Source organism: Mannheimia granulomatis (genome assembly GCF_011455695.1).
GTDB classification, from domain to species: Bacteria; Pseudomonadota; Gammaproteobacteria; order Enterobacterales; family Pasteurellaceae; genus Mannheimia; species Mannheimia granulomatis_A.
In genome coordinates, this window is sequence record NZ_CP015030.1 from 1,977,733 (window position 1) to 2,000,357 (window position 22,625).

16 protein-coding genes, 3 tRNA genes and 3 rRNA genes are annotated in these 22,625 nt (G+C 42.6%); 12 read left to right on the forward strand and 10 right to left on the reverse strand.

The genetic code is table 11. From position 1 onward, the window contains the following. Window positions 1-98 precede the first annotated feature (98 nt). The 4 genes from A4G16_RS09585 (at window position 99) to A4G16_RS09600 (ending at window position 5,651) form a co-directional block, all read left to right on the forward strand. The gene (locus A4G16_RS09585) at window positions 99-1,964 is read left to right on the forward strand and encodes a PTS mannitol transporter subunit IICBA (RefSeq protein ID WP_165889657.1); all 1,866 of its coding nucleotides are present in this window, start codon (window positions 99-101) and stop codon (window positions 1,962-1,964) included. Between the two features lie 57 nt (window positions 1,965-2,021). Continuing rightward, window positions 2,022-3,161 carry a mannitol-1-phosphate 5-dehydrogenase gene (locus tag A4G16_RS09590; RefSeq protein WP_165889658.1) on the forward strand — a complete coding sequence of 380 codons (1,140 nt, stop codon included), beginning with the start codon at window positions 2,022-2,024 and terminating at the stop codon, window positions 3,159-3,161. Between the two features lie 13 nt (window positions 3,162-3,174). Next, entirely contained in the window at window positions 3,175-3,690 is a 516-nt protein-coding gene (locus A4G16_RS09595) for an MltR family transcriptional regulator (protein ID WP_165889933.1), read from the forward strand. A gap of 95 nt (window positions 3,691-3,785) precedes the next feature. Continuing rightward, the gene (locus A4G16_RS09600) at window positions 3,786-5,651 is read left to right on the forward strand and encodes an SLC13 family permease (RefSeq protein WP_165889934.1); all 1,866 of its coding nucleotides are present in this window, start codon (window positions 3,786-3,788) and stop codon (window positions 5,649-5,651) included. 147 nt (window positions 5,652-5,798) lie between these two features. On the opposite strand, the gene A4G16_RS09605 is transcribed toward A4G16_RS09600, so the two are convergent. Next, the gene (locus A4G16_RS09605; protein ID WP_165889659.1) at window positions 5,799-6,029 is read right to left on the reverse strand and encodes a hypothetical protein; all 231 of its coding nucleotides are present in this window, start codon (window positions 6,027-6,029) and stop codon (window positions 5,799-5,801) included. 208 nt (window positions 6,030-6,237) lie between these two features. Here A4G16_RS09605 and A4G16_RS09610 point away from each other — a divergent pair, with 208 nt between their 5' ends. Then, window positions 6,238-6,606, forward strand: coding sequence for a Slam-dependent surface lipoprotein (locus A4G16_RS09610; protein ID WP_165889660.1), 369 nt, complete (start codon window positions 6,238-6,240; stop codon window positions 6,604-6,606). Between the two features lie 75 nt (window positions 6,607-6,681). After that, window positions 6,682-8,130 (forward strand): surface lipoprotein assembly modifier, encoded by a 1,449-nt coding sequence (locus A4G16_RS09615; protein WP_165889661.1) that lies wholly within the window; start codon window positions 6,682-6,684, stop codon window positions 8,128-8,130. Window positions 8,131-8,176: 46 nt separating this feature from the next. Here A4G16_RS09615 and mutS read toward each other — a convergent pair whose 3' ends face one another. Then, complete coding sequence (gene mutS, locus A4G16_RS09620) at window positions 8,177-10,777, reverse strand: DNA mismatch repair protein MutS (protein ID WP_165889662.1); 2,601 nt, start codon at window positions 10,775-10,777, stop codon at window positions 8,177-8,179. 160 nt (window positions 10,778-10,937) lie between these two features. Between mutS and A4G16_RS09625 the strand changes: the two genes are divergently transcribed. The 4 genes from A4G16_RS09625 to A4G16_RS09640 all read left to right on the forward strand — a co-directional run bounded on the left by A4G16_RS09625 (window position 10,938) and on the right by A4G16_RS09640 (window position 13,822). After that, window positions 10,938-11,504, forward strand: coding sequence for a DUF5358 domain-containing protein (locus tag A4G16_RS09625; protein ID WP_165889663.1), 567 nt, complete (start codon window positions 10,938-10,940; stop codon window positions 11,502-11,504). Window positions 11,505-11,666: 162 nt separating this feature from the next. Beyond that, complete coding sequence (locus tag A4G16_RS09630) at window positions 11,667-12,365, forward strand: helix-hairpin-helix domain-containing protein (RefSeq protein ID WP_165889664.1); 699 nt, start codon at window positions 11,667-11,669, stop codon at window positions 12,363-12,365. 235 nt (window positions 12,366-12,600) lie between these two features. Further along, window positions 12,601-13,230: an FKBP-type peptidyl-prolyl cis-trans isomerase gene (locus tag A4G16_RS09635; protein WP_165889665.1), complete on the forward strand. Its 630-nt coding sequence runs from the start codon at window positions 12,601-12,603 to the stop codon at window positions 13,228-13,230. A gap of 73 nt (window positions 13,231-13,303) precedes the next feature. Next, complete coding sequence (locus tag A4G16_RS09640) at window positions 13,304-13,822, forward strand: protein disulfide oxidoreductase (RefSeq protein ID WP_165889666.1); 519 nt, start codon at window positions 13,304-13,306, stop codon at window positions 13,820-13,822. A gap of 73 nt (window positions 13,823-13,895) precedes the next feature. On the opposite strand, the gene A4G16_RS09645 is transcribed toward A4G16_RS09640, so the two are convergent. Beyond that, window positions 13,896-14,960 (reverse strand): MFS transporter, encoded by a 1,065-nt coding sequence (locus A4G16_RS09645; RefSeq protein ID WP_165889667.1) that lies wholly within the window; start codon window positions 14,958-14,960, stop codon window positions 13,896-13,898. A gap of 186 nt (window positions 14,961-15,146) precedes the next feature. Here A4G16_RS09645 and mnmE point away from each other — a divergent pair, with 186 nt between their 5' ends. Further along, window positions 15,147-16,505, forward strand: coding sequence for a tRNA uridine-5-carboxymethylaminomethyl(34) synthesis GTPase MnmE (mnmE, locus tag A4G16_RS09650; RefSeq protein ID WP_165889668.1), 1,359 nt, complete (start codon window positions 15,147-15,149; stop codon window positions 16,503-16,505). Window position 16,506: 1 nt separating this feature from the next. Further along, entirely contained in the window at window positions 16,507-17,766 is a 1,260-nt protein-coding gene (gene tilS, locus A4G16_RS09655; RefSeq protein WP_165889669.1) for a tRNA lysidine(34) synthetase TilS, read from the forward strand. Here tilS and xerD read toward each other — a convergent pair. The 7 genes from xerD to A4G16_RS09690 form a co-directional block, all read right to left on the reverse strand. Continuing rightward, the gene (gene xerD, locus A4G16_RS09660; RefSeq protein WP_165889670.1) at window positions 17,763-18,656 is read right to left on the reverse strand and encodes a site-specific tyrosine recombinase XerD; all 894 of its coding nucleotides are present in this window, start codon (window positions 18,654-18,656) and stop codon (window positions 17,763-17,765) included. The two genes, tilS and xerD, sit on opposite strands and share 4 nt — an antisense overlap. Window positions 18,657-18,764: 108 nt before the next feature. Then, a tRNA-Asp gene (locus A4G16_RS09665) sits at window positions 18,765-18,841 on the reverse strand. A 28-nt stretch (window positions 18,842-18,869) separates the two neighbouring features. Further along, window positions 18,870-18,945 (reverse strand) — tRNA-Trp (locus tag A4G16_RS09670). Window positions 18,946-19,002: 57 nt separating this feature from the next. Continuing rightward, a tRNA-Asp gene (locus tag A4G16_RS09675) sits at window positions 19,003-19,079 on the reverse strand. A 10-nt stretch (window positions 19,080-19,089) separates the two neighbouring features. After that, window positions 19,090-19,205 (reverse strand): 5S ribosomal RNA (rrf, locus tag A4G16_RS09680). A gap of 55 nt (window positions 19,206-19,260) precedes the next feature. Further along, a 5S ribosomal RNA gene (gene rrf, locus A4G16_RS09685) occupies window positions 19,261-19,376 on the reverse strand. A 191-nt stretch (window positions 19,377-19,567) separates the two neighbouring features. Beyond that, window positions 19,568-22,468 (reverse strand): 23S ribosomal RNA (locus A4G16_RS09690). Between the last annotated feature and the right edge of the window lie 157 nt (window positions 22,469-22,625).

Genomic DNA, 22,625 nt, shown 5'->3' on the forward strand with positions numbered 1-22,625 from the left:
TCACATTTCCAATAGAAACATTTTTGTAACTTTTAAAAGTGGTGCTAATTTACACAACAATTTATTCAACCCTAATTTCTCTCCTTTTCGAGGTCTTTATGTCTAATGTTAAAGTGAAAGTCCAAGGTTTTGGGCGTTTCTTATCAAATATGGTGATGCCGAACATCGGTGCGTTTATCGCCTGGGGTTTCATCACCGCCTTATTTATTCCAACCGGTTGGTTACCAAACGAAACCTTCGCAAAACTGGTCGGCCCGATGATTCAATACTTGCTGCCGCTGTTAATCGGTTATAGCGGCGGTAAATTAGTCGGCGGCGAGCGTGGTGCGGTGGTCGGTGCGATTACCACTATGGGTATCATTGTCGGTACGGATATTCCAATGTTCTTAGGGGCGATGATCGTGGGCCCACTGGGCGGCTGGGCGATCAAAACCTTCGATAAAGCTATTGAAGGCAAAGTGAAAAGCGGCTTTGAGATGTTGGTAAACAACTTCTCGGTCGGTATCATCGGGATGATTTTAGCGATGTTATCCTTCGCTTTCATCGGCGGTATTGTGACCCAAATTTCTGCGGCGTTAGGTGCAGGTGTAGGGGCGTTGGTTGATGCAGGGTTACTGCCATTAACTTCCATCATCGTTGAACCGGCGAAAATCCTGTTCTTAAACAATGCGATCAACCACGGTGTGTTCACCCCGCTTGGTACGGCACAAGCACAAGAAGTGGGTAAATCTATCCTATTCTTGATTGAAGCGAACCCGGGCCCGGGCTTTGGTATCCTGTTGGCGTATATGTTCTTCGGTCGTGGCACAGCAAAACAAACCGCAGGGAGTGCGTCAATCATTCACTTCTTAGGTGGTATTCACGAAATTTACTTCCCGTATGTGTTAATGAGCCCACGTTTAATTTTAGCGGTGATCGCTGGTGGTGCAACAGGCGTGTTAACTAACTCATTATTAGGCGGTGGCTTGATTGCGCCGGCTTCTCCGGGTTCAATCTTCGCGGTACTGGCGATGACCGCACCGGGTGCACACTTTGCAGTGATCGCCTCTGTGGTACTCTCTTGTGCAGTCACCTTCGCCTTAGCGTCTATCTTACTCAAAACTCAAAAAGGTGAAGCCTCATTAGAAGATGCACAAGCACAAACCCAAGCGATGAAAGCGGAAAGCAAAGGTATTGCGACCGCAGCGGTAAACGGCAATGTTCGCAAAATCTATGTGGCGTGCGATGCCGGTATGGGTTCAAGCGCAATGGGCGCGAGTATGTTACGCAAAAAAGTACAAGCAGCCGGCTTAAACATTGAAGTGCAAAACTTAGCGATCAACGATTTACCGCAAGATGCACAGCTGGTTATCACCCACAAAGACTTAACCGCCCGTGCGCAACAACGTGTAGCGACCGCTCAACACTTATCTTTAACCAACTTCTTAGACAGTGCATTCTATGACGGTTTAGTGGCGAAATTAGGCAACAGCCAGCCACAACAAGCGGTGCAAACGGCTGAAAATTCTGCAAAAGAAGAAGCAAACGAAGGCGGTTTAAAACTGCAAGCAGCCCAAGTTTTCTTAGGCTTATCAGCCGAAAACAAAGCGGACGCTATCCGCTTCGCCGGTGAACAGTTAGTGAAAGCCGGTTTCGTTGAGCCAAGCTATGTCAATGCGATGTTCGCCCGTGAAGAGATGGTTTCTACCTACTTAGGCGAAGGCTTAGCCGTACCACACGGCACATCTGATGCGAAAGATAGCGTGATCAAAACCGGTATCGTGGTGTGCCAATATCCAAACGGCGTACGCTTCACCGATGAAGAAGACGGCGTGGCGAAACTGGTTGTCGGTATCGCCGCTAAAGGCAACGACCACATTCAGATTTTAAGCAGCATTACCAATGCGCTTGACGATGAAGAGGCGATGAAAACATTGACCTCAACCAACGATGTTGAGAAGGTGTTGGCGTTGCTAGCGAAGTAATGTAAAAATCTGCCCCCGCTTGCGGGGGCAGAATTATTGTTTATCAGAGGAAAAATTATGAACGCACTCCATTTCGGTGCAGGCAATATCGGGCGTGGTTTTATCGGCAAATTACTCGCCGATGCCGGCATTTTCGTGACTTTTGCCGACATTAACCAAACCCAAATCGACCAAATCAACCAAAACAAACAGTACGGCGTGAAAATCGTGGGTGACGACAGCCGTGTTGAAATCGTGAAAAACATCGCTGCCATCAACTCGAAAGACGAACATGCAGTGATTGAGCAAGTAAAAACTACTGATTTAATCACCACCGCTGTCGGCCCGAACGTGTTGGGCTTTATCGCCCCATTGTTCGCCAAAACGTTAGTCGCCCGTGTGGAAAGCGGCAATACTCAACCGCTGAACATCATTGCTTGTGAAAATATGGTGCGTGGCACGAGTTTCTTCAAAGGCAAAATTTTCGAAAACTTGACCGCTGAACAACAAGCAGAAATAGAGAAATTTGTTGGTTTTGTGGATTCTGCGGTAGATAGAATTGTGCCGCCAGCCGAAGCGAACCCAGCCGATCCACTGGAAGTGACGGTGGAAGAGTTCAGCGAGTGGATTGTCGATCAAACCCAATTCAAGGGCGAGATCCCGCAAATCAAAGGTATGGAGCTGACCGACAACTTAATGGCGTTCGTGGAACGTAAACTGTTCACCCTCAACACGGGGCATTTAATCTGTGCCTACCTCGGTAAACAGGCGGGCGTGCAGTGGATTAAAGAGGCGATTGCGATTGATGAAATCAAAGCCCAAGTGAAAGCGACAATGGAAGAGAGCGGTGCAGTGCTGATTAAGCGTTACGGCTTTGATGCACAAGCCCACGCTGCCTACATCGAAAAAATCCTCAAACGTTTTGCTAACCCATACCTTAACGATGACGTAAATCGTGTAGGGCGTGAGCCAATCCGCAAACTGAGCGAAAACGACCGCTTAATCAAGCCACTGCGTGGTACGTTAGAATACGGCTTGCCGTATGCGAACCTCGTCAAAGGCGTAGTGATGGCGTTGCACTACCGCAACGAAGACGACCCACAAGCGGTTGAATTAGCCGATTTTCTTGCAAAAAACGGCGTGGAAGCGGCGGTAAAAAAATACACCGGCTTAACAGACCAAACTGTTATCGATCATATTGTTGCTTTATACAAATAGTGGTTATTAAACTATTGTGGATTATATAGACAAACTAAACGAGGAACCTACATTAAGAGGGTTCCTCACTCTTGCAACTCAGCTATTTTCCAACCAAGTTGAACAGCTAATTGAGCGGGTATTTCGCAAAACTGATTTTGCCTTAAAATCGGTGGTGGATTCTTTATTTGAGCACCAAGGCCCTTTAGCTGAACTGTCGGTTCGCTTAAAAGTATTACTTGGGTTGGGCGTGATTTCTCCTAAAGTGTTTGAAGACATTTCACTCTTTCTTGAAGTCAAACAGCATTTATATGAAGAAGAGGAGGAGTTCTCTTTTTCACACCCTGCTGTAGTGCAATTTGTAAAAGATTTACATCATATTGATTTTTTCCCCATCAATGAATTGCTAAAAGGTAAATCCTCGCAGGGTAATAAAGGCTCCATGTTATTTCAAATGCAGCAAATGCGTTTAGAAAAAATGATCCGTTCAAGCTTGATTCTTGCTATTACTGAAATTGACGAGCAACTTAATGTTGAAAGTCCGCTGTAATAGGTGGAACTTTCAACTATTTTTTTGATTATCTCGGCTTTTTTCTTTCTTCAAAGAGGTGTAATCTAGCTTAAAGTCTTTTTGAGGATATGGCTATGCAATCGCTTCTCTCTTTTCTTCCCGATTTCTTACAACAACCGCTCTTTTGGGTAATGACGTTGCTCATTTTTGCTATTTGGCAATTTATCCAAAACAAATTGCGGATGGATATTGTGGCATTAATTGTCATGCTCTTTTTCAGTCTAACCGGTATTTTATCAGTTAACGAAGTGCTTGCCGGGCTTAGCGATCCAAATGTAGTACTGATTGCCTTACTCTTTATTGTGGGGGAAGGTTTAGTGCGAACGGGTGTAGCAAATCAAGTCAGTGATTGGTTAGTGAGAGTATCGGGAGCAAATGAAACGAAGGTATTGATTTTATTAATGCTTTCTATTGCAGGGCTTGGTTCATTTATGAGTTCTACCGGCATTGTGGCGATTTTTATCCCGGTAGTATTAGCCATTTGTTCAGGCATGGGAATTTCACCTCGCCGCCTAATGATGCCTCTAAGTATTGCCGGCTTAATCAGCGGAATGATGACTTTAATTGCAACACCGCCCAACTTAGTAGCCCATTCTGAATTAGTAAAAAGTGGTTTTGAAGGCTTCAACTTCTTTAGCTTCACACCAATAGGCCTAATCATTTTAGTGCTGGGAATCGGCTATATGCTGATTGCTCGTCGATGGTTGGATAACGGAGAACAAAACGAAAACCAATCTAGCATTCAAGATTTCTCAATGTCGCATCTTATTGAAGAATATCAGCTACAAGGTCGAGCAAAAATGTTATTGGTTGAACCGGATTCCGAATGTGTGGGTAAAACTATCGGGCAACTAAATCTACGTATTGAATATGGATTAAATATTGTTGCCATTCAACGTAACAAACATTTTAGAACTATCACTATCAATGCATCTGTTAATGAGGCTTTCCAACCAAAAGATATTTTATTGCTTGATACTGCATTAGATGCAGAAACTTATCAACGCTGCTATGAACACTTAAAATTAAAACCCATTGCATTAAAAGGTGAGTATTTTTCCTCCTACGCTAAATCTGTCGGTATGGCAGAAATTTCTGTGATGCCGGAAGCAGAATGCATAGGTAAAACGATTCGCGAACTGAAATTCCGTTCAAAATACCATTTAAGCATTGTAGGCTTAAAACGCAATGGCGAAATTATTCAAAACGAGCTTATCGAAACACCCCTTAAGTTTGGTGATATTTTATTGGTGATGGGCGTTTGGCAACAAATCCGAAAAATGGATAACGATAACCGAGATTTCTTCTTACTTAGATCACCGGAAGAAAGCAAAAAAGCCCCACCGGCATTAAGCCAAGCTCCTCATGCTTTATTTGCCGTTTTTACAATGGTGGTATTAATGATTACAGGCATTGTGCCAAATGTAATGGCAGCGCTAATTGCCTGTTTGTTATTAGTAAAATTCCGATGTGTAGATATAAAAAGTGCTTATGAATCTATTCATATGCCAAGTATCGTATTAATTGTAGGAATGATGCCTTTTTCAATTGCATTACAAAAAACAGGCGGGGTTGATTTAATCGTACAATTCCTACTTGAAGTTATGCAAGATTTAGATGTCCATTTTGTATTAATCACTCTCTTTGTCTTTACCGCTGTCATTAGTGCTTTCATTTCAAATACAGCAACTGCGATCTTAGTTATGCCGATTGCACTTGCGATAGCTAAACAGCTCGGCTACTCTCCTGCTCCATTTGCAATGATTGTTGCAGTTTCCGCTTCCGCTGCATTTATGACTCCGGTATCTTCACCGGTTAATACGATGGTCATGGCACCTGCCGGTTATAAGTTTATTGATTTCGTCAAAATCGGCGTCCCCTTTACCCTATTGGTTATGTTGGTTTCTGTATTTATTATTCCTATCTTATTTCCACTATAGCCTATTACAAGCGGTCATTTTTAGTAAAGAGTTTACTAAAAATGACCGCACTCCAAATGAAAATTTATTTTACAAAATCAGTTTGGTGATCCATACTAATTGCAGATAGTCATTATCTACTATCTAATTACTATTCATTAATCTAATTTAAGGAAACGGTATTATGAAAAAATTAGCAAAACTCAGCCTTACATTATTAGCGGTCACCGTAATTTCAGCATGTGGTAGTTCTGGCGGTAGTAGCAACAATTCTAATTCACAAGCGACTCCATCAAAACCGACTGTAACCACTCCTGCTCCGACAAAGCCGACAACAACCAATCCAACAACAAAACCTACCACAACGAAACCAACAACATCAACTAGCTCTAGCGACAAAATGTGAACAGCTTTCCGTGTTAACGATAGTAAAGAGTTCGATATTAAAAAAGCCTCAACATATAAAACAGAATTAGTAGTTGACAGTAAAACATTACCTGTAGCTTGGAATGGCATTGTATCGGGTGGATTCACAAAACTAAGCAATGCAACAATTAATGGGGTAACTTATAAAGACTTTACCGTTAGTGGTACAAGATATTCTTCTGTGAAATTTGGTCATATTGATGGCTATGTATTTACACAAGGAGATGTAACACCAAAAGCTAGCATTCCAACCAGCGGCAACGCAACTTATCTTGTAGATGGTGTTTTTGTTGCAAACGGTAAAACCTCAACTTCCCAAGGTCATAGCCTAAACGTTGATTTTGCGAATAAAACTTTAAATGGTACTATCGCAACTGATGTAACAGTAACAAATGCTAAAATCAGTGGCAATGAATTTGAAGGTAAAGCCGTTCATAATGGTAAATCAGCAGAACTAGAAGGTCATTTCTATGGCTCGAATGCTGCTGAAATTGGTGGTGCTTATAGCTCATCAAACTTCTCAGGTGCATTTGGCGGTAAAAAACAATAAATTTTTTATTGATATTTTTTGAAGGCTATTGAAAAATAGCCTTTTTTATATCTTATATATCAAATATCACTCATTATGAAAAAAACACTTTTTACTTTCTTAGCTCTCTCGACACCTTTTGTATTAGCAGATGACAAAACACAGCAAATTCAAGAGCAATTAGATAACCAAAGAATGCAACAAAACCGGTATATGGAACCCGCTGAACATCGAGTTAAGCCATTAAATGTAAAGGCTAAAAACCAGGGTAAGAGAGTTTCCATTACTCCTCAGGAGTTATCAAGACAGCCTCAACTGCTTAATTCAGCAATGCTCACAGCATTAGTCATGAATCACACAGATAATGTGGTATTTTTACGACCTATTTATCAGCAACTGCCTGCGAATGAGCAAAATGAACAGATCTTATTATGGGCAGAAGCAATACAACAAAAATCTGAACGTAACTATTCAGACTCAATTCGCCTATATCGTACGCTCATTGCACAAAACCCACAAAGCCAGCCTATTAGATTTCAATTAGCTGCTGCCTTGTTTGAGAATAGAGAAACCGAAGCAGCAGAGGAACAATTCCGCAAACTACAAACAGAGCAATTACCTGCAGAAATTGCTCATATTATTGAGCAGTATTTAAACGCAATCAATAAACAGGATAAATGGAATTTCCAAGGAGGTTTAACCTATTTAAACGACCCTAATATTAATAATGCTCCAGATTCAGGCATAACATATAAGGGTTGGACACCTCCCAAAAAAGAATCCGCACAAGGAATCGGCTTTAATTTTGATGCCGATAAAAAATGGTCTTGGGGTAATGGTTTCTTCCATCAGTTCCGCCTAAATGGTAGCGGAAAATATTACTGGAATAACAAAAAATACAATGAATATTCTTTGCGAGAAAGTCTAGGTTTAGGCTATCAAAATGCGAAGCACAGAATCATGTTTCTGCCTTTTTTAGAACAAATGTGGTATAGCGGTGGTTCAAGCCAAAGCACAAGCACCAAACGTTACTCTAAAGCAGGTGGAATAAATACCCGCTGGCATTATTGGCTAACGCCTCAATGGCAATCGGTACTGAATTACGAATACGCTGAGCAGCGTTATACACGCCGCAAACATCTAAATGGTAACTATCACTTTGTTGCACCATCGCTTTATTACTATCCTAACAGCCAGCAGTATTGGTTTGTTGGTGCAAACTTTAACCGTACCAGTACTAGAGATTTAGACGACAGCTTTATCCGCCGAGGTCTTACCTTAGGTTGGGGACAAGAATGGAAAAACGGATTATCCAGCCAGTTAAGCGTAAGTTATGCTCTAAAACAATATAGAGGTCCAAACTTTTTCAATATCACACAGAAAAATAAAGAATATGGTATTCAAGCAAGTTTGTGGCATAGAGCAGTACATTTTTGGGGAATTACACCACGTTTAACATGGAGTTACACAAAAATAAAAAGTAACCACCCATTCAATAATTATGATAAAAATCGCATATACCTTGATTTTTCTCATACATTCTAAATTATTACTTGTAAATAAAATCGCCCCTATAAATGGGGCGATTTTTTTATGTATTTGCCAACAACTTCTTCAAGCGATACAGCTCATCCAATGCTTGTTTTGGGGTAAGCTCATCGGGTTGAATGGATTTCAAGGCTTTTTCCACCTCACTTTCAGCCGTTACAAGCGGTGGAATTTCATCAATTTCTTGCAAATCAGGCGTAAAGAGTAAATCCGCCTGTGGATGTTCATTTGCTTGCTTGGTTTGCTGAGAAATTTCCTCTAAATGAGCCAAGCGCTGCTTAGCAAGTTGAATGACCTGTTTTGGCACGCCCGCCAACGCTGCCACCGCCAAGCCATAACTTTTGCTTGCTGCCCCTTCTTGCACCGTGTGCATAAAGGCGATGGTATCATTATGCTCCATCGCATCTAAATGCACATTCGCCACACCTTTAAGCTGATTCGGAAGACCGGTTAATTCAAAATAGTGAGTGGCAAAAAGCGTGAGAGATTGGGTTTTCTTCGCCAACCATTCCGCACACGCCCACGCAAGCGATAAGCCATCGTAAGTAGAAGTACCCCGCCCGATTTCATCAATCAGCACGAGACTATGGTCGGTGGCTTGGTGAAGAATATTCGCCATTTCTGTCATCTCTACCATAAAGGTAGAACGCCCTGAGGCGAGATCATCACTTGCACCAATCCGAGTAAAAATACGGTCAATTGGCCCAATCTCCGCACTCTCTGCCGGCACAAAGCTGCCGATATACGCCATCAACGTAATCAAGGCAATTTGTCGCATATAGGTGCTTTTACCACCCATATTCGGGCCGGTCACAATCAACAAATGGCGTTGTGCATTTAAGAAAACAGGGTTGGCAATAAAGGGATCTTTTAACACCTGCTCAACCACCGGGTGTCTGCCGCCTTTAATATTCACTCCTCGCGTTGGGCTGAATGTTGGGCAAACATAGTTCAGGCTATCTGCCCGTTCAGCAAGATTGGTTAGCACATCTAATTCTGACAACACCAATGCCGCAAGCTGTAATTCCCCCAAACGTGGCATCATTAAATCAAACAATTCATCATAAAGCTGTTTTTCGAGTGCCAGCGAAGCCCCTTTCGCTTTCAGCACTTTATCTTCATAAGTTTTCAGCTCAGGGATAATATACCGCTCGGCATTTTTTAGCGTTTGACGACGAACATAGTGAATCGGTGCTTTATGCGACTGCCCCTGTGAAATCTGAATATAATAGCCGTGTACTGCATTAAAACCGATTTTGAGTGTATCAATACCGGTCGTTTCCCGCTCACGCACTTCCAAATTCTCTAAATATTGCGTTGCCCCTTCTGAAAGCTCTCTCCACTCATCCAACTCAGCATGATAGCCCGGTGCAATCACACCGCCATCTCGAATCAGCTGCGGTGGAGTGTCGATAATCGCTCGCTCAAGTAAAGCGTGTAGATCGCCAAAATTCGCAATTTGAGCCAATAATTTATCGAGACTAGCGGTCAAATTTTGTGAATTTTTTGCAATTTCAGGTAATTGGGCTAACGCTGTGCGTAAACGAGTGAGATCTCGCGGACGTGCCGAACGCAATGCGACACGAGCTAAGATTCGCTCCATATCGCCGACTTGCTGTAATAACGGCTGCAATAGATCAATTCGCTGATTTTTAATGAGAGAAGCGATGGTTTGCTGCCTTTCTTGCAATTTGGCACAATCACGAATCGGCTGGTGAATCCAACGTTTCAATAAACGACTGCCCATTGGGGTTACGCATTTATCCAACACATCAGAAAGCGTGTTTTCCGTACCACCGGCAAGATTTTGTGTCAGCTCAAGATTTCTGCGAGTTGCAGCATCTAACAGTATCGTATCGCTATGTTGGGAAAGATGAATCGCATTAATATGTGGCAATGCCGTACGTTGCGTTTCTTGTGCATAATGTAACACACAACCTGCCGCACACAGAGCAACAAGGGCTTTTTCCACTCCGAATCCGGCAAGACTTTGAGTGCCGAATTGGCGGTTTAATAACTGAATAGCGGTCACGAGCTCAAATTCCCACACCGGACGACGACGTAAGCCTTTGTAATTATTTAACATTGAGGCTGCCGAAAAATCTTCAGGATACAAAATTTCCGCAGGCTGTACACGTTGCAATTCTGCGGATAACGCTTCTTTATTAGCCAGTTCACTAATTAAAAATCTGCCCGAAGTCATATCAAGGGTGGCAATCGCAAACACGCCTTTTTCTTCATAAATCGCAGCAACTAAATTATCTTGCCGCTCCGGCAAAAGAGCTTCATCGCTTACCGTACCAGGGGTGACAATACGTACCACTTTACGCTCAACCGGACCTTTTGAGGTTGTCGGATCACCAACTTGCTCACAAATTGCCACCGATTCCCCCAAGGCGACCAATTTCGCTAAATATCCCTCAACCGCGTGATACGGCACGCCTGCCATTGGAATCGGCTCACCCGCCGACTGCCCACGCTTGGTTAAAGAAATATCCAACAACGCAGCCGCTTTTTTTGCATCATCGTAAAAAAGCTCGTAAAAATCGCCCATTCGATAAAAAAGAAGAATGTCTGCATTTTGAGCTTTAAGTTGCAAATATTGTTGCATCATTGGCGTATGAATCGAAAAATCTTGTGTCATCAGTCAGTTAATCCGCTAGAAATCATTGCCGCTAGTGTAACAGATTCATAAGATGGAACAAACAATCGGTGTTTTTTCACAGAAAATTTACCACTAGGTAAACTAGTAATGCCTAAATTTTTTGCTAGAATACGCAAACTATTTCTAATAAGGTTTAATTATGGTAAGAAAACTATTATTACTTTCCACCGGATTTTTAACAGTGGCTTGTACTACCCAAGAAACAAAAATAGAAACCGCATTTCCAGGCGAATTTGCCAATGCCGATTATGTGCTTGCAGACACCGATGCCAAAAAATGGGTGATCGCAAGCGAACAAGCAAAACAATGTATTTACCCCAATTTAACCCGAATTCAGCAGGAGCATTTTTCAAAAGAAGATTCTTATATTTTCTCGCAATATGTATTTTTCTATCCGCTTGAAGAGATCATTGGCGAGCAATATGTCAAAATTATTCAAAATGATGAAAAATCAATGGGTTATGCACAATATTTATTTAAAAAATTGAAAACCAATGAAGCGGTTGAAGCATTACCAAAAAAACAATGTGCAACCTTGCGTGCTAACGCAAAAAATGATTTAGCAGTGGTGAAAGGACAATATCAAAGCGGAATGATTGAAGATGAAAAAGCCCAAGAAGGTAAAGCATCAGGCCAAAAGGTAGCCACCGATGATAATAAATTCTTCTTCGACATCATCAAATGGGGCAGTGCTCTATTGCTCTAATCTATCAACAACACAAGCGGTCATTTTTTACTTAAAAAATGACCGCTTGCTTTTTTATAGCATCCAGTTAATTTGAAATTTAATGAACTTTCTGCAAAGAAAAAAGTCTTAGAATAAAGTTTTTTTCAATAATTCACCCTCTTTTTTATTTAAGGATTTTAAATGAAAACATTAAAAACATTATTAGCATTAGGTGTAGCAATGACAGTTTCAGCAACTGCATTGGCGGAAAGTAATAACTCATTATCAACGCTTAAAGCAAATGCAACTGAACAAATGAATGCAACTAAAGCAGCCACTTCTGAGAAGGCTGCTGTAGTAAAAGCGACTGTAGCTGAAAAAGCTAATGAGGCTAAAGTGAATACCGTTGCTACAAAAGAGAACCTAAAAAACAAAGCTGAGTCAATGAAAGATTCTGCTGCTGAAAAAACAGAAGCAGCGAAAGAGAGTATGAAAGCAAAAACCGACTCAGCAAAAGAAACAGTAAAAGCCAAAGCTGGTGAAACAAAAGATGCGGTAAAAGCTAAAATGGACTCAGCAAAAATGGCTACCACTGAAAAAGCAGCGACCGCACGTGAAACCTTAAATTCTGCCAAAACAACAGTAACTGAAAAAACAAATTCGGTAAAAGCAACCGTTGCAGAAAAAACCGGTACAGTAAAAAAATCACAAAAAGTAAATATCAATACGGCAAGCGAAGAACAACTGCAGTCATTAGCCGGTATTGGCGAAGTGAAAGCAAAAGCGATCGTGGAATATCGTAAAAAAGCCGGAAAAATTAAAAATGCAGCAGAACTTGCCAATATTCCGGGTGTTGGTGATGCAACTATCGAAAAAATCGCACCATATTTAACATTCTAAATTAGAAATGGTAGGGGCGGGTTAAAACCCGCCCTTTGATTTATCAATTATTCGGTTATAGGAATAGTCAAAACTTCGCCTGCACATAATTTTACGGTTCATGCCATAATTTCGCAAAATTATGCAAAAAAATAACCGCTTGATCATTCCCCTCCTTGTATTTCACAAATTCGCCCCCATAACTAGGAAGTATTCATTTGATACTCAACTTATTTACACAAAAAAGGAACAGACAATGGCATTAGATTTCAATTCAGTTGCATTAGACTCAGTAGAAACAAAAGGCGGTTACGGTATCGGCTTACAAATCGGGCAACAACTTTTAGGCAGTGGTATGGATGTGAACGCAGAAGCTGTTGCACGCGGTATTTATGATGTATTAAACAACAACCAACCTGCTATCGACCTAAACGAAGTCACCGCAGCATTACAAGAATTGGGTCAGCGTGCAGAAGCAGCTCAAGCAGAAGCATTCAAAGCAATTGATGCGGAAAACAAAGCATTCTTAGAAGAAAACAAAAAAGCAAAAGGCGTTGTAGTAACCGACAGCGGCTTACAATATGAAATTTTAACCGAGGGTACAGGCGAAAAACCAACAGCCACTTCGACTGTGCGTGTTCACTACACCGGCTCATTAATTGATGGTACTGTGTTTGACAGCTCGGTAAAACGTGGTCAGCCAGCAGAATTCCCGGTAAACGGCGTAATCCGCGGTTGGACAGAAGCATTACAATTAATGCCAGTTGGTTCAAAATGGCGTTTAACCATTCCACAAGAGCTTGCTTACGGTGAGCGTGGTGCAGGTGCTTCAATTCCACCATTCGCAACCTTAATTTTTGAAGTAGAATTATTAGATATTCTATAATCAGCTAAAAATCATAAAGCCCTGTGAATTAAACTCACAGGGCTTTTGGATATTTAATACAACGAAACTATTAATGAATCAGAAAAAATCACTCATCACCCGATTTATCAAAAATATTTTCTTATACGGCAGTTTATTTATCATTATCAGCTTTATGGTAGATTGGTACAGATCGCCCTCAGCACCGCCACAATTTGAGCAAAAAGTGCTATACGATATTCACAAACAGCCGAACATTATTGCCCAATTAAGTCGCGGCAAACCGATGCTGCTCTATTTTTGGGGAAGTTGGTGCAGCTATTGCAAATTTGTCTCGCCCAATATCCAAAAGCTATCCGAAAACGGTACTGAAGTGTTAGGAGTAGCACTTAAATCCGGTGATGATACCGTAGTGAGAACTTATCTAAATGAAAACAGTTATACATTTGCTACTATTAACGATCCAGACGGTGAATTTTCTCAAGGCTGGGGTATTCAAGCCACACCGACAATTTTAATTATCCAAGACGGTAAAATTCGCCACCATACCACTGGCTACACCAGCTACCTAAGCTTGAAAATAAGACTTTGGATTTCAGGACTACTACCATAAAAACAAGCTTAAAAAAATCAACTACTTAGGTGTATAAATGCAAAAAATCGCTAAAAAACCACCGCTTGTATCATCATACCAAGAAAATCACCGGCACTAAATTCATTGTAATTACCGTGGTAATGGATAAAATCAAACGGGATGAACCAAAAATAAAACCGCGGTTTTTGCCGTTGTCAAATTTCACCAATAAATTCGCCATTGCGGTTAAAGCAAAGACTTCTACCACGGTAAAAATAACAGTGTAAATATAAGCAGCAGTTAAGGTTGCTGCTTCTACCGCAATAAACCAAGGTAAAATAATGGCCAGAGCGAGCAAAGGTGAAACCCAAATTAACTGTTGTTTCGTTAAATTAATCTTACGAGAAAAAGAAGATTGCAAACTCACAGTTAAAACACCGTTGATAAACAAAGCAATCGGCGAATGTTCAGGAGCATTTAGCACCTTATCAAACAAATAAGGGAAAATAATAAAATAAGAAGACGCCACACTTAGCGGCACAAATAGCATTAAATGAGCAAACAAAAAATCTTTAGTAATGATTTCCTTAATTTGAGCCAAACGAAATTTCACGCCGCCACTTACCCCCTCTATCGAAGAGAAAGGCTTTATCATAAAGGCAAACAAAACGGCTTCTAAAATAAAGCAGATCCAAATTAGCGTTTCAATCATCTCAAATTGAATAAACGGAATAATGATAAGCGGAGCAAGCATGGAAGACATACTTGTCACTTTCAGATATTTTCCCTGTAATCGCGTTTTGGCAGCATATTCATCGCCGGCAATAGCTAACAAGCAGGCTCTGGCATTGGTGCCGAATAAACAACTCCCCAAACCAAAACAGGTGGTTGCCATCAGCAAGATCAGATAATTATCGGCAGCCAAAAACAACATATAGGCGATAACATCTAACAAACAACCCAACAACATCATTTTCGCCAAACCATAACGATCCCCCCAAATGCCCGCAAGAATCGCCAATGCTTGATTACAAAACAGCAATAACGAAAGCGAAAAAGCAATTTGAGCGTTATCTAACCCTTTTCCTTTCAAATAAAAGAAAAAAACACTCTGCATTGAAAAAAATGCAGTGGTAGAAATAAAACGCCGAATAAGTAACAGTTTTTCTAAAGACATGAAATTGAGGATTGAATTGTTTAAATAAAGAGCGGCTATTCTACTCTTTCAGCGAAAAAGGAGCAATCGCCTTTTGTTTTACCTTTTCGCTTGGTTTCGGTATCATAGCGGCTATCAAAAGTGGCATAGTTTTTGCAAAATTTTTTGAAAAAATGACCGCTTGTAAACTAAATTTAAGGACAAAAAATGAAAGATACCATTGTTGCACAAGCAACACCGATTGGTCGTGGAGGCGTTGGCATTTTAAGGGTTTCCGGTCCATTAGCGGAAACCGTTGCCGAGGCAGTATTAGGTAAAAAACTACAGCCTCGCTTGGCAAATTACTTACCGTTTAAAGATGAAGACGGCACCGTACTAGATCAAGGCATTGCACTATTTTTTAAAGCCCCAAACTCTTTTACAGGTGAAGATGTATTGGAGCTACAAGGCCACGGTGGTCAAGTCATTTTAGATTTGCTGATGAAGCGAATTTTACAAGTTGATGGCATTCGCATTGCCCGTGCCGGTGAATTTTCCGAACAAGCTTTTTTAAATGATAAGCTCGATCTCGCTCAAGCAGAAGCAATTGCCGATTTAATTGATGCTACCAGCGAACAAGCAGCACGCTCAGCATTAAAATCACTACAAGGCGAGTTTTCCAATAAAGTCAATCAGCTTGTAGATTCAGTCATTTACCTCCGCACCTATGTGGAAGCTGCTATTGATTTCCCGGACGAAGAAATAGACTTTTTAGCAGACGGTAAAATTGAGAGTAAATTAAATGAAATTATCAATCAATTAGACAGTGTTCGCCGCGAAGCAAAACAAGGCTCAATTCTACGTGAAGGAATGAAAGTGGTGATTGCCGGTCGCCCAAACGCCGGAAAATCCAGCCTTCTCAATGCCTTAGCAGGACGAGAAGCAGCAATTGTTACCAATATTGCCGGCACAACCCGTGATGTATTGCGTGAGCATATCCACATTGACGGAATGCCGTTGCACATTATTGATACTGCAGGGCTGCGTGATGCCAGCGATGAAGTCGAACGCATCGGTATTAAACGAGCGTGGGATGAAATTGCCCAAGCCGATCACGTATTATTGATGATCGACAGCACCGAACAGCAAGCCGATCAATTCCGTCGTGAATGGGCAGATTTCTTAGCAAAACTACCACAAAATATGCCAGTTACCTTCATTCGAAATAAAGTCGATTTATCTGGCGAGTCGGAGGGATTAATTCAGGTGGACGATTTCACCATGATTCGCCTGTCTGCTCAAACCAAAGTCGGTATTGATTTATTGCGTGATCATCTGAAAAAATCAATGGGCTACCAAAGCTCAACGGAAGGTGGATTCTTAGCTCGCCGACGCCATCTACAAGCGTTAGAAACTGCTGCGACCCACTTAGAGCGAGGCCACGTTCAGCTTACCCAATTCTTCGCCGGCGAACTGCTAGCAGAAGAGCTGCGAATGGTGCAAAATGCGTTAAGTGAAATCACAGGGCAATTTACCTCAGATGATTTACTAGGCAACATCTTCAGTTCTTTCTGCATTGGTAAATAAGATGAGTCTATTCCACCACTTCCAAGCACAATGCCAAACGTACCTGCCAAATACAAACTGTTTTCTGGTAGGCCTAAGTGGTGGAATGGATTCCGTAACACTTCTTCACCTTTTCTCTCGAACCAGCTTTAAAATTCGAGCAATTTATATCCACCACGGATTAAGCCCGAACGCTGATCATTGGGCAGAGTTTTGCGCACAATACTGCAAGCGGTTAAATATTCCTTTTATTTTGCAAAAAGTCGACGTGGACAAATCAAATGGTATTGAAAACGGGGCAAGAACCGCACGCTACCAAGCCTTTAAACAGCACTTAAACGAAAATGAGGTGCTTGCTACCGCTCACCACTTAGATGACCAAACGGAAACCTTTCTGCTTGCCCTTAAACGAGGCAGTGGCATTAAAGGCTTATCTGCAATGCAAGCGGTCAGTTTTTTGCAAAATTTTACCGTTTTTCGACCGCTATTAAACTTCAGCAAAGCAAAATTAGCCGAATATGCCGCCCAACATAAGCTTAGGTGGATTGAAGATGAAAGCAATGCCGATAGCCGTTTCGACCGCAATTTTTTGCGAAATGAAATTCTGCCTAAGCTCAATCAACGTTGGCAACATTTTAACGAAATGGTGGTTCGTTCAGCTCAACATTGCAGTGAACAACAAGCCTTGATTGAAGAACTTTTAAGCGATGAACTCCAGAAAAGAATGGGAGAAAAACAGCAGTTATCCATCGTTGGCTTTGCCGATTTTTCACTCGCTAAACAGCAGCAACTTGTGCGTTTATGGTTAGAAAAATGCGGTATGCCAATGCCAAGCAAAGTCCAATTACAAGCGGTCATTTTTGAGCTAATTTTTGCAAAAGCCGATAAAAACCCTCAGCTTAAAATTAACAACAAATTGATCAGACGCTATCAACAAGCAATTTTTATTACTGAAGAATTAGAAACAATTCCACCTTTTGAAATGGTATTGAATACCGAAACAGAGGTAGAGTTGCCTTATCAGCTCGGTAAAATTATTCGCCATAATCAAGAAGTGATTTACAAAAAAAACGGAAAAAACGACCACTTGTTATTACCAATTGAGCTTGCCGACTCCTCCCTTTCTATCATTATTGGACAACAAGGTAAAGTAAAATGCTACGGCAAACCCCATCGGGAAGAGATGAAGAAAATTTGGCAAGCTTACGGTATACCTGCTTGGGAGCGAGATCGCACACCGCTTATTTTCTGGCAAGATGAATTGATCACCTGCCTTTCCTAACCTCTCGGATGAAAGGCTTTGTGGATCGATTTCAAACGGGCTTTTGCTACCTGAGTGTAAATTTGGGTGGTTGATAAATCGCTATGCCCCAACAACATTTGCACCACACGCAAATCCGCTCCGTGATTCACTAAATGCGTAGCAAAAGCATGACGTAGAATATGCGGCGAAAGTTTATCACCATCGATACCTGCCAGGCTGGCGTAATATTTAATACGGTGCCAAAAGGTTTGCCTTGTCATCTGCTGCCCTCGTCTGCTTGGAAACACAACATCCGACTGCTGATTGTTTAGTAATATAGGGCGAGCATATTGGAAAAACTCCTGTATCCAATAATTAGCCTCTTCACCCAGTGGAACAAGACGTTCTTTATCCCCTTTACCAATGATCCGAACCACACCTTGCTTTAAACTAAGATTATCTGTTGAAAGCGAAACTAATTCCGTTACACGCAAACCTGTCGCATAGAGTAGCTCTAACATCGCTTTATCACGCAACTCAATAGGGTCTAAAGTATTCGGACAATCCAATAAATCCATCACCTGCTCCTCACTCAATGATTTCGGCAAATGCGCAGCTTTTTTCGGTGATATTAAGGTAAGCGTGGGATCGTCTGCACGATAACTTTCAAGATATAAAAAACGGAAAAATTTTCGCAAACAACTCAACATTCTAGCAGAACTGGTTGCTTTATAACCTTGCTCTAAACGCTCTCCAAGAAAGCCTTGTAAATCAATATGATCTACCGACAGAAAAGCCTTAGGTTGGGTAAAATAGTCAGAAAAACGTTCCAAATCCGAACGATACGAGGCAACGGTATTTTCAGATAAACCATGCTCTTGCCAGAGAGTATCAAGGAATTGTTCAATAATAGGATCAAGTTCAGCCATACAAGCGGTTAAATTTAAAAGAAATTTTGCAAATTTTAGCAAACTTTGGGCTATAAAAACAAAAAAACCGATTAGTTTGTACTAATCGGTTCTCATAAGAAATATAAGTGGCGGAACGGACGGGACTCGAACCCGCGACCCCCTGCGTGACAGGCAGGTATTCTAACCAGCTGAACTACCGCTCCACAATATATGGATATTATCTAAAAATAATGGCAGGGGCGGAGAGGCTCGAACTCCCAACACCCGGTTTTGGAGACCGGTGCTCTACCAATTGAACTACGCCCCTAGAATTTTTCTATATTTATCTAGCACTAAAGCGAGTGAAAACTCGCTTATTAATAAGTGGCGGAACGGACGGGACTCGAACCCGCGACCCCCTGCGTGACAGGCAGGTATTCTAACCAGCTGAACTACCGCTCCGCGAATAAGGACTTAGCAATGCCCTACTCTCACATGGGGAAGCCCCACACTACCATCGGCGTTACTGCGTTTCACTTCTGAGTTCGGAATGGAGTCAGGTGGAGCCACAGCACTATTGTTGCTAAGAAAATTCTTTTATTATTTAGTTAGCCTACTCATTAAATAGGCTAACTAAATAAAGCCCTGATGTTGCCCTACTCTCACATGCGGAATCCACACACTACCATCGGCGTCACTGCGTTTCACTTCTGAGTTCGGAATGGAATCAGGTGGCACCACAGCACTATCGACATCAGGAAAATCTTCGATGATTCAGACTTTCTTCGTCTTTCTTTTTATCTTTGTCTTTCCAAATTGTTCTTTCGTTCTTTACTTTCTTCGGCTTTCGCCTTTCATTCGAAACAAGCTGTTACTGATTCTTAATTTCCGTCTTTTCGTTTTGTTTTGTTAATTTCTCAACCCTTTCACTAAAAACACTTGAGCGTTGTATAGTTAAGCCTCTCGGGCAATTAGTATGTGTTAGCTCAACGTCTCGCAACGCTTACACACCACACCTATCTACGTCGTAGTCTTCAACAACCCTTACCGACTTATAGTCGGGGAGAACTCATCTCTTGGCAAGTTTCGTGCTTAGATGCTTTCAGCACTTATCTCTTCCGCACATAGCTACCCGGCAATGCGTCTGGCGACACAACCGGAACACCAGGGGTGCGTCCACTCCGGTCCTCTCGTACTAGGAGCAGCCCCAATCAATTCTCCAACGCCCACGGCAGATAGGGACCGAACTGTCTCACGACGTTCTAAACCCAGCTCGCGTACCACTTTAAATGGCGAACAGCCATACCCTTGGGACCTACTTCAGCCCCAGGATGTGATGAGCCGACATCGAGGTGCCAAACACCGCCGTCGATATGAACTCTTGGGCGGTATCAGCCTGTTATCCCCGGAGTACCTTTTATCCGTTGAGCGATGGCCCTTCCATTCAGAACCACCGGATCACTATGACCTGCTTTCGCACCTGCTCGACTTGTCTGTCTCGCAGTTAAGCTTGCTTATACCATTGCACTAACCTCACGATGTCCGACCGTGATTAGCAAACCTTCGTGCTCCTCCGTTACTCTTTGGGAGGAGACCGCCCCAGTCAAACTACCCACCAGACACTGTCCGAACACCCGATTAGGGCGCTTCGTTAGAACATCAAACGTTAAAGGGTGGTATTTCAAGGACGCCTCCACACAAACTAGCGTTCATGCTTCAAAGGCTCCCACCTATCCTACACATCAAAATTCAATGTTCAGTGTCAAGCTATAGTAAAGGTTCACGGGGTCTTTCCGTCTAGCCGCGGGTACACCGCATCTTCACGGCGATTTCAATTTCACTGAGTCTCGGGTGGAGACAGCCTGGCCATCATTATGCCATTCGTGCAGGTCGGAACTTACCCGACAAGGAATTTCGCTACCTTAGGACCGTTATAGTTACGGCCGCCGTTTACTGGGGCTTCGATCAGGAGCTTCTCTTTCGATAACACCATCAATTAACCTTCCAGCACCGGGCAGGCATCACACCCTATACGTCCACTTTCGTGTTTGCAGAGTGCTGTGTTTTTAATAAACAGTTGCAGCCAGCTGGTATCTTCGACCGGTTCAACCTTCGTCCGCGAGGGACTACAATCTACGCCGGCGCACCTTCTCCCGAAGTTACGGTGCTATTTTGCCTAGTTCCTTCACCCGAGTTCTCTCAAGCGCCTGAGTATTCTCTACCTGACCACCTGTGTCGGTTTATAGTACGGTTTAGTGTAATCTGAAGCTTAGTGGCTTTTCCTGGAAGCGTGGTATCGGTTACTTCAGCTCCGTAGAGCCTCGTCATCACTTCTCGGTGTTAAAAGCGTCCGGATTTGCCTAAACGCTCCACCTACCGGCTTAAACAGGGATATCCAACACCCTGATAACCTAACCTTCTCCGTCCCCACATCGCAATTACACCAAGTACGGGAATATTAACCCGTTTCCCATCGACTACGCTTTTCAGCCTCGCCTTAGGGGCCGACTCACCCTGCCCCGATTAACGTTGGACAGGAACCCTTGGTCTTCCGGCGAACGAGTTTTTCACTCGTTTTATCGTTACTTATGTCAGCATTCGCACTTCTGATACGTCCAGCAAACCTCTCGATTCACCTTCTTCCGCTTACAGAACGCTCCCCTACCCAACAGACTTTCGTCTGATGCCGCAGCTTCGGTGACTAGTTTTAGCCCCGTTACATCTTCCGCGCAGGCCGACTCGACTAGTGAGCTATTACGCTTTCTTTAAATGATGGCTGCTTCTAAGCCAACATCCTAGCTGTCTAAGCCTTCCCACTTCGTTTCCCACTTAACTAGTACTTGGGGACCTTAGCTGGCGGTCTGGGTTGTTTCCCTCTCCACGATGGACGTTAGCACCCACCGTGTGTCTCCTGAGTATCACTCTTCGGTATTCGCAGTTTGCATCGGGTTGGTAATCCGGGATGGACCCCTAGCCGAAACAGTGCTCTACCCCCGAAGGTGTCCGCTCAAGGCTCTACCTAAATAGATTTCGGGGAGAACCAGCTATCTCCCGGTTTGATTGGCCTTTCACCCCCAGCCACAAGTCATCCGCTAATTTTTCAACATTAGTCGGTTCGGTCCTCCAATTAGTGTTACCCAATCTTCAACCTGCCCATGGCTAGATCACCGGGTTTCGGGTCTATACCTTGCAACTCAAACGCCCAGTTAAGACTCGGTTTCCCTACGGCTCCCTTATTCAGTTAACCTTGCTACAAAATATAAGTCGCTGACCCATTATACAAAAGGTACGCAGTCACAGAACAAGTCTGCTCCCACTGCTTGTACGCACAAGGTTTCAGGTTCTATTTCACTCCCCTCGCCGGGGTTCTTTTCGCCTTTCCTTCACAGTACTGGTTCACTATCGGTCAATCAGGAGTATTTAGCCTTGGAGGATGGTCCCCCCATCTTCAAACAGGATATCACGTGTCCCGCCCTACTTGTTGTTAGCCTAGTACCACAATAATGTTTTCGAGTACGGGACTATCACCCTCTGTGGTTGAGCTTCCCAGCTCATTCCTCTAACAAAACTGCTATCACTAACTGGCTCTTTCGCGTTCGCTCGCCGCTACTAACGAAATCTCGGTTGATTTCTTTTCCTCGGGGTACTTAGATGTTTCAGTTCTCCCGGTTTGCCTCATTTACCTATGTATTCAGTAAATGATAGTAGGTTCTTCACCTACTGGGTTTCCCCATTCGGACATCTTGGATTAAACGCCTCTTATCGACTCATCCAAGCTTTTCGCAGATTAGCACGTCCTTCTTCGCCTCTGATTGCCAAGGCATCCACCTTGTGCGCTTAGTCACTTAACTATACAACCTCAAATGTTTTTTTCTCGGTTGCTAAATTAACAACTTGCTTGAGTGCTTTTGTTCACTCAAGACTTCAACTACTCAGACTTTCTTTCGAAAATCTCTCAGTTTTTCAGCTTGTTTCTCAATTTTTAAAGAACATTAAGACAATAAAAAT

Excerpts from the sequence above, each read along its gene's own strand:
- A4G16_RS09585 (WP_165889657.1), top strand. The coding sequence starts at position 99 with ATGTCTAATGTTAAAGTGAAAGTCCAAGGTTTTGGGCGTTTCTTATCA.
- A4G16_RS09590 (WP_165889658.1), top strand. The coding sequence starts at position 2,022 with ATGAACGCACTCCATTTCGGTGCAGGCAATATCGGGCGTGGTTTTATC.
- A4G16_RS09600 (WP_165889934.1), top strand. The coding sequence starts at position 3,786 with ATGCAATCGCTTCTCTCTTTTCTTCCCGATTTCTTACAACAACCGCTC.
- A4G16_RS09615 (WP_165889661.1), top strand. The coding sequence starts at position 6,682 with ATGAAAAAAACACTTTTTACTTTCTTAGCTCTCTCGACACCTTTTGTA.
- mutS (WP_165889662.1), bottom strand. The coding sequence starts at position 10,777 with ATGACACAAGATTTTTCGATTCATACGCCAATGATGCAACAATATTTG.
- A4G16_RS09625 (WP_165889663.1), top strand. The coding sequence starts at position 10,938 with ATGGTAAGAAAACTATTATTACTTTCCACCGGATTTTTAACAGTGGCT.
- A4G16_RS09630 (WP_165889664.1), top strand. The coding sequence starts at position 11,667 with ATGAAAACATTAAAAACATTATTAGCATTAGGTGTAGCAATGACAGTT.
- A4G16_RS09635 (WP_165889665.1), top strand. The coding sequence starts at position 12,601 with ATGGCATTAGATTTCAATTCAGTTGCATTAGACTCAGTAGAAACAAAA.
- A4G16_RS09640 (WP_165889666.1), top strand. The coding sequence starts at position 13,304 with ATGAATCAGAAAAAATCACTCATCACCCGATTTATCAAAAATATTTTC.
- A4G16_RS09645 (WP_165889667.1), bottom strand. The coding sequence starts at position 14,960 with ATGTCTTTAGAAAAACTGTTACTTATTCGGCGTTTTATTTCTACCACT.
- mnmE (WP_165889668.1), top strand. The coding sequence starts at position 15,147 with ATGAAAGATACCATTGTTGCACAAGCAACACCGATTGGTCGTGGAGGC.
- tilS (WP_165889669.1), top strand. The coding sequence starts at position 16,507 with ATGAGTCTATTCCACCACTTCCAAGCACAATGCCAAACGTACCTGCCA.
- xerD (WP_165889670.1), bottom strand. The coding sequence starts at position 18,656 with ATGGCTGAACTTGATCCTATTATTGAACAATTCCTTGATACTCTCTGG.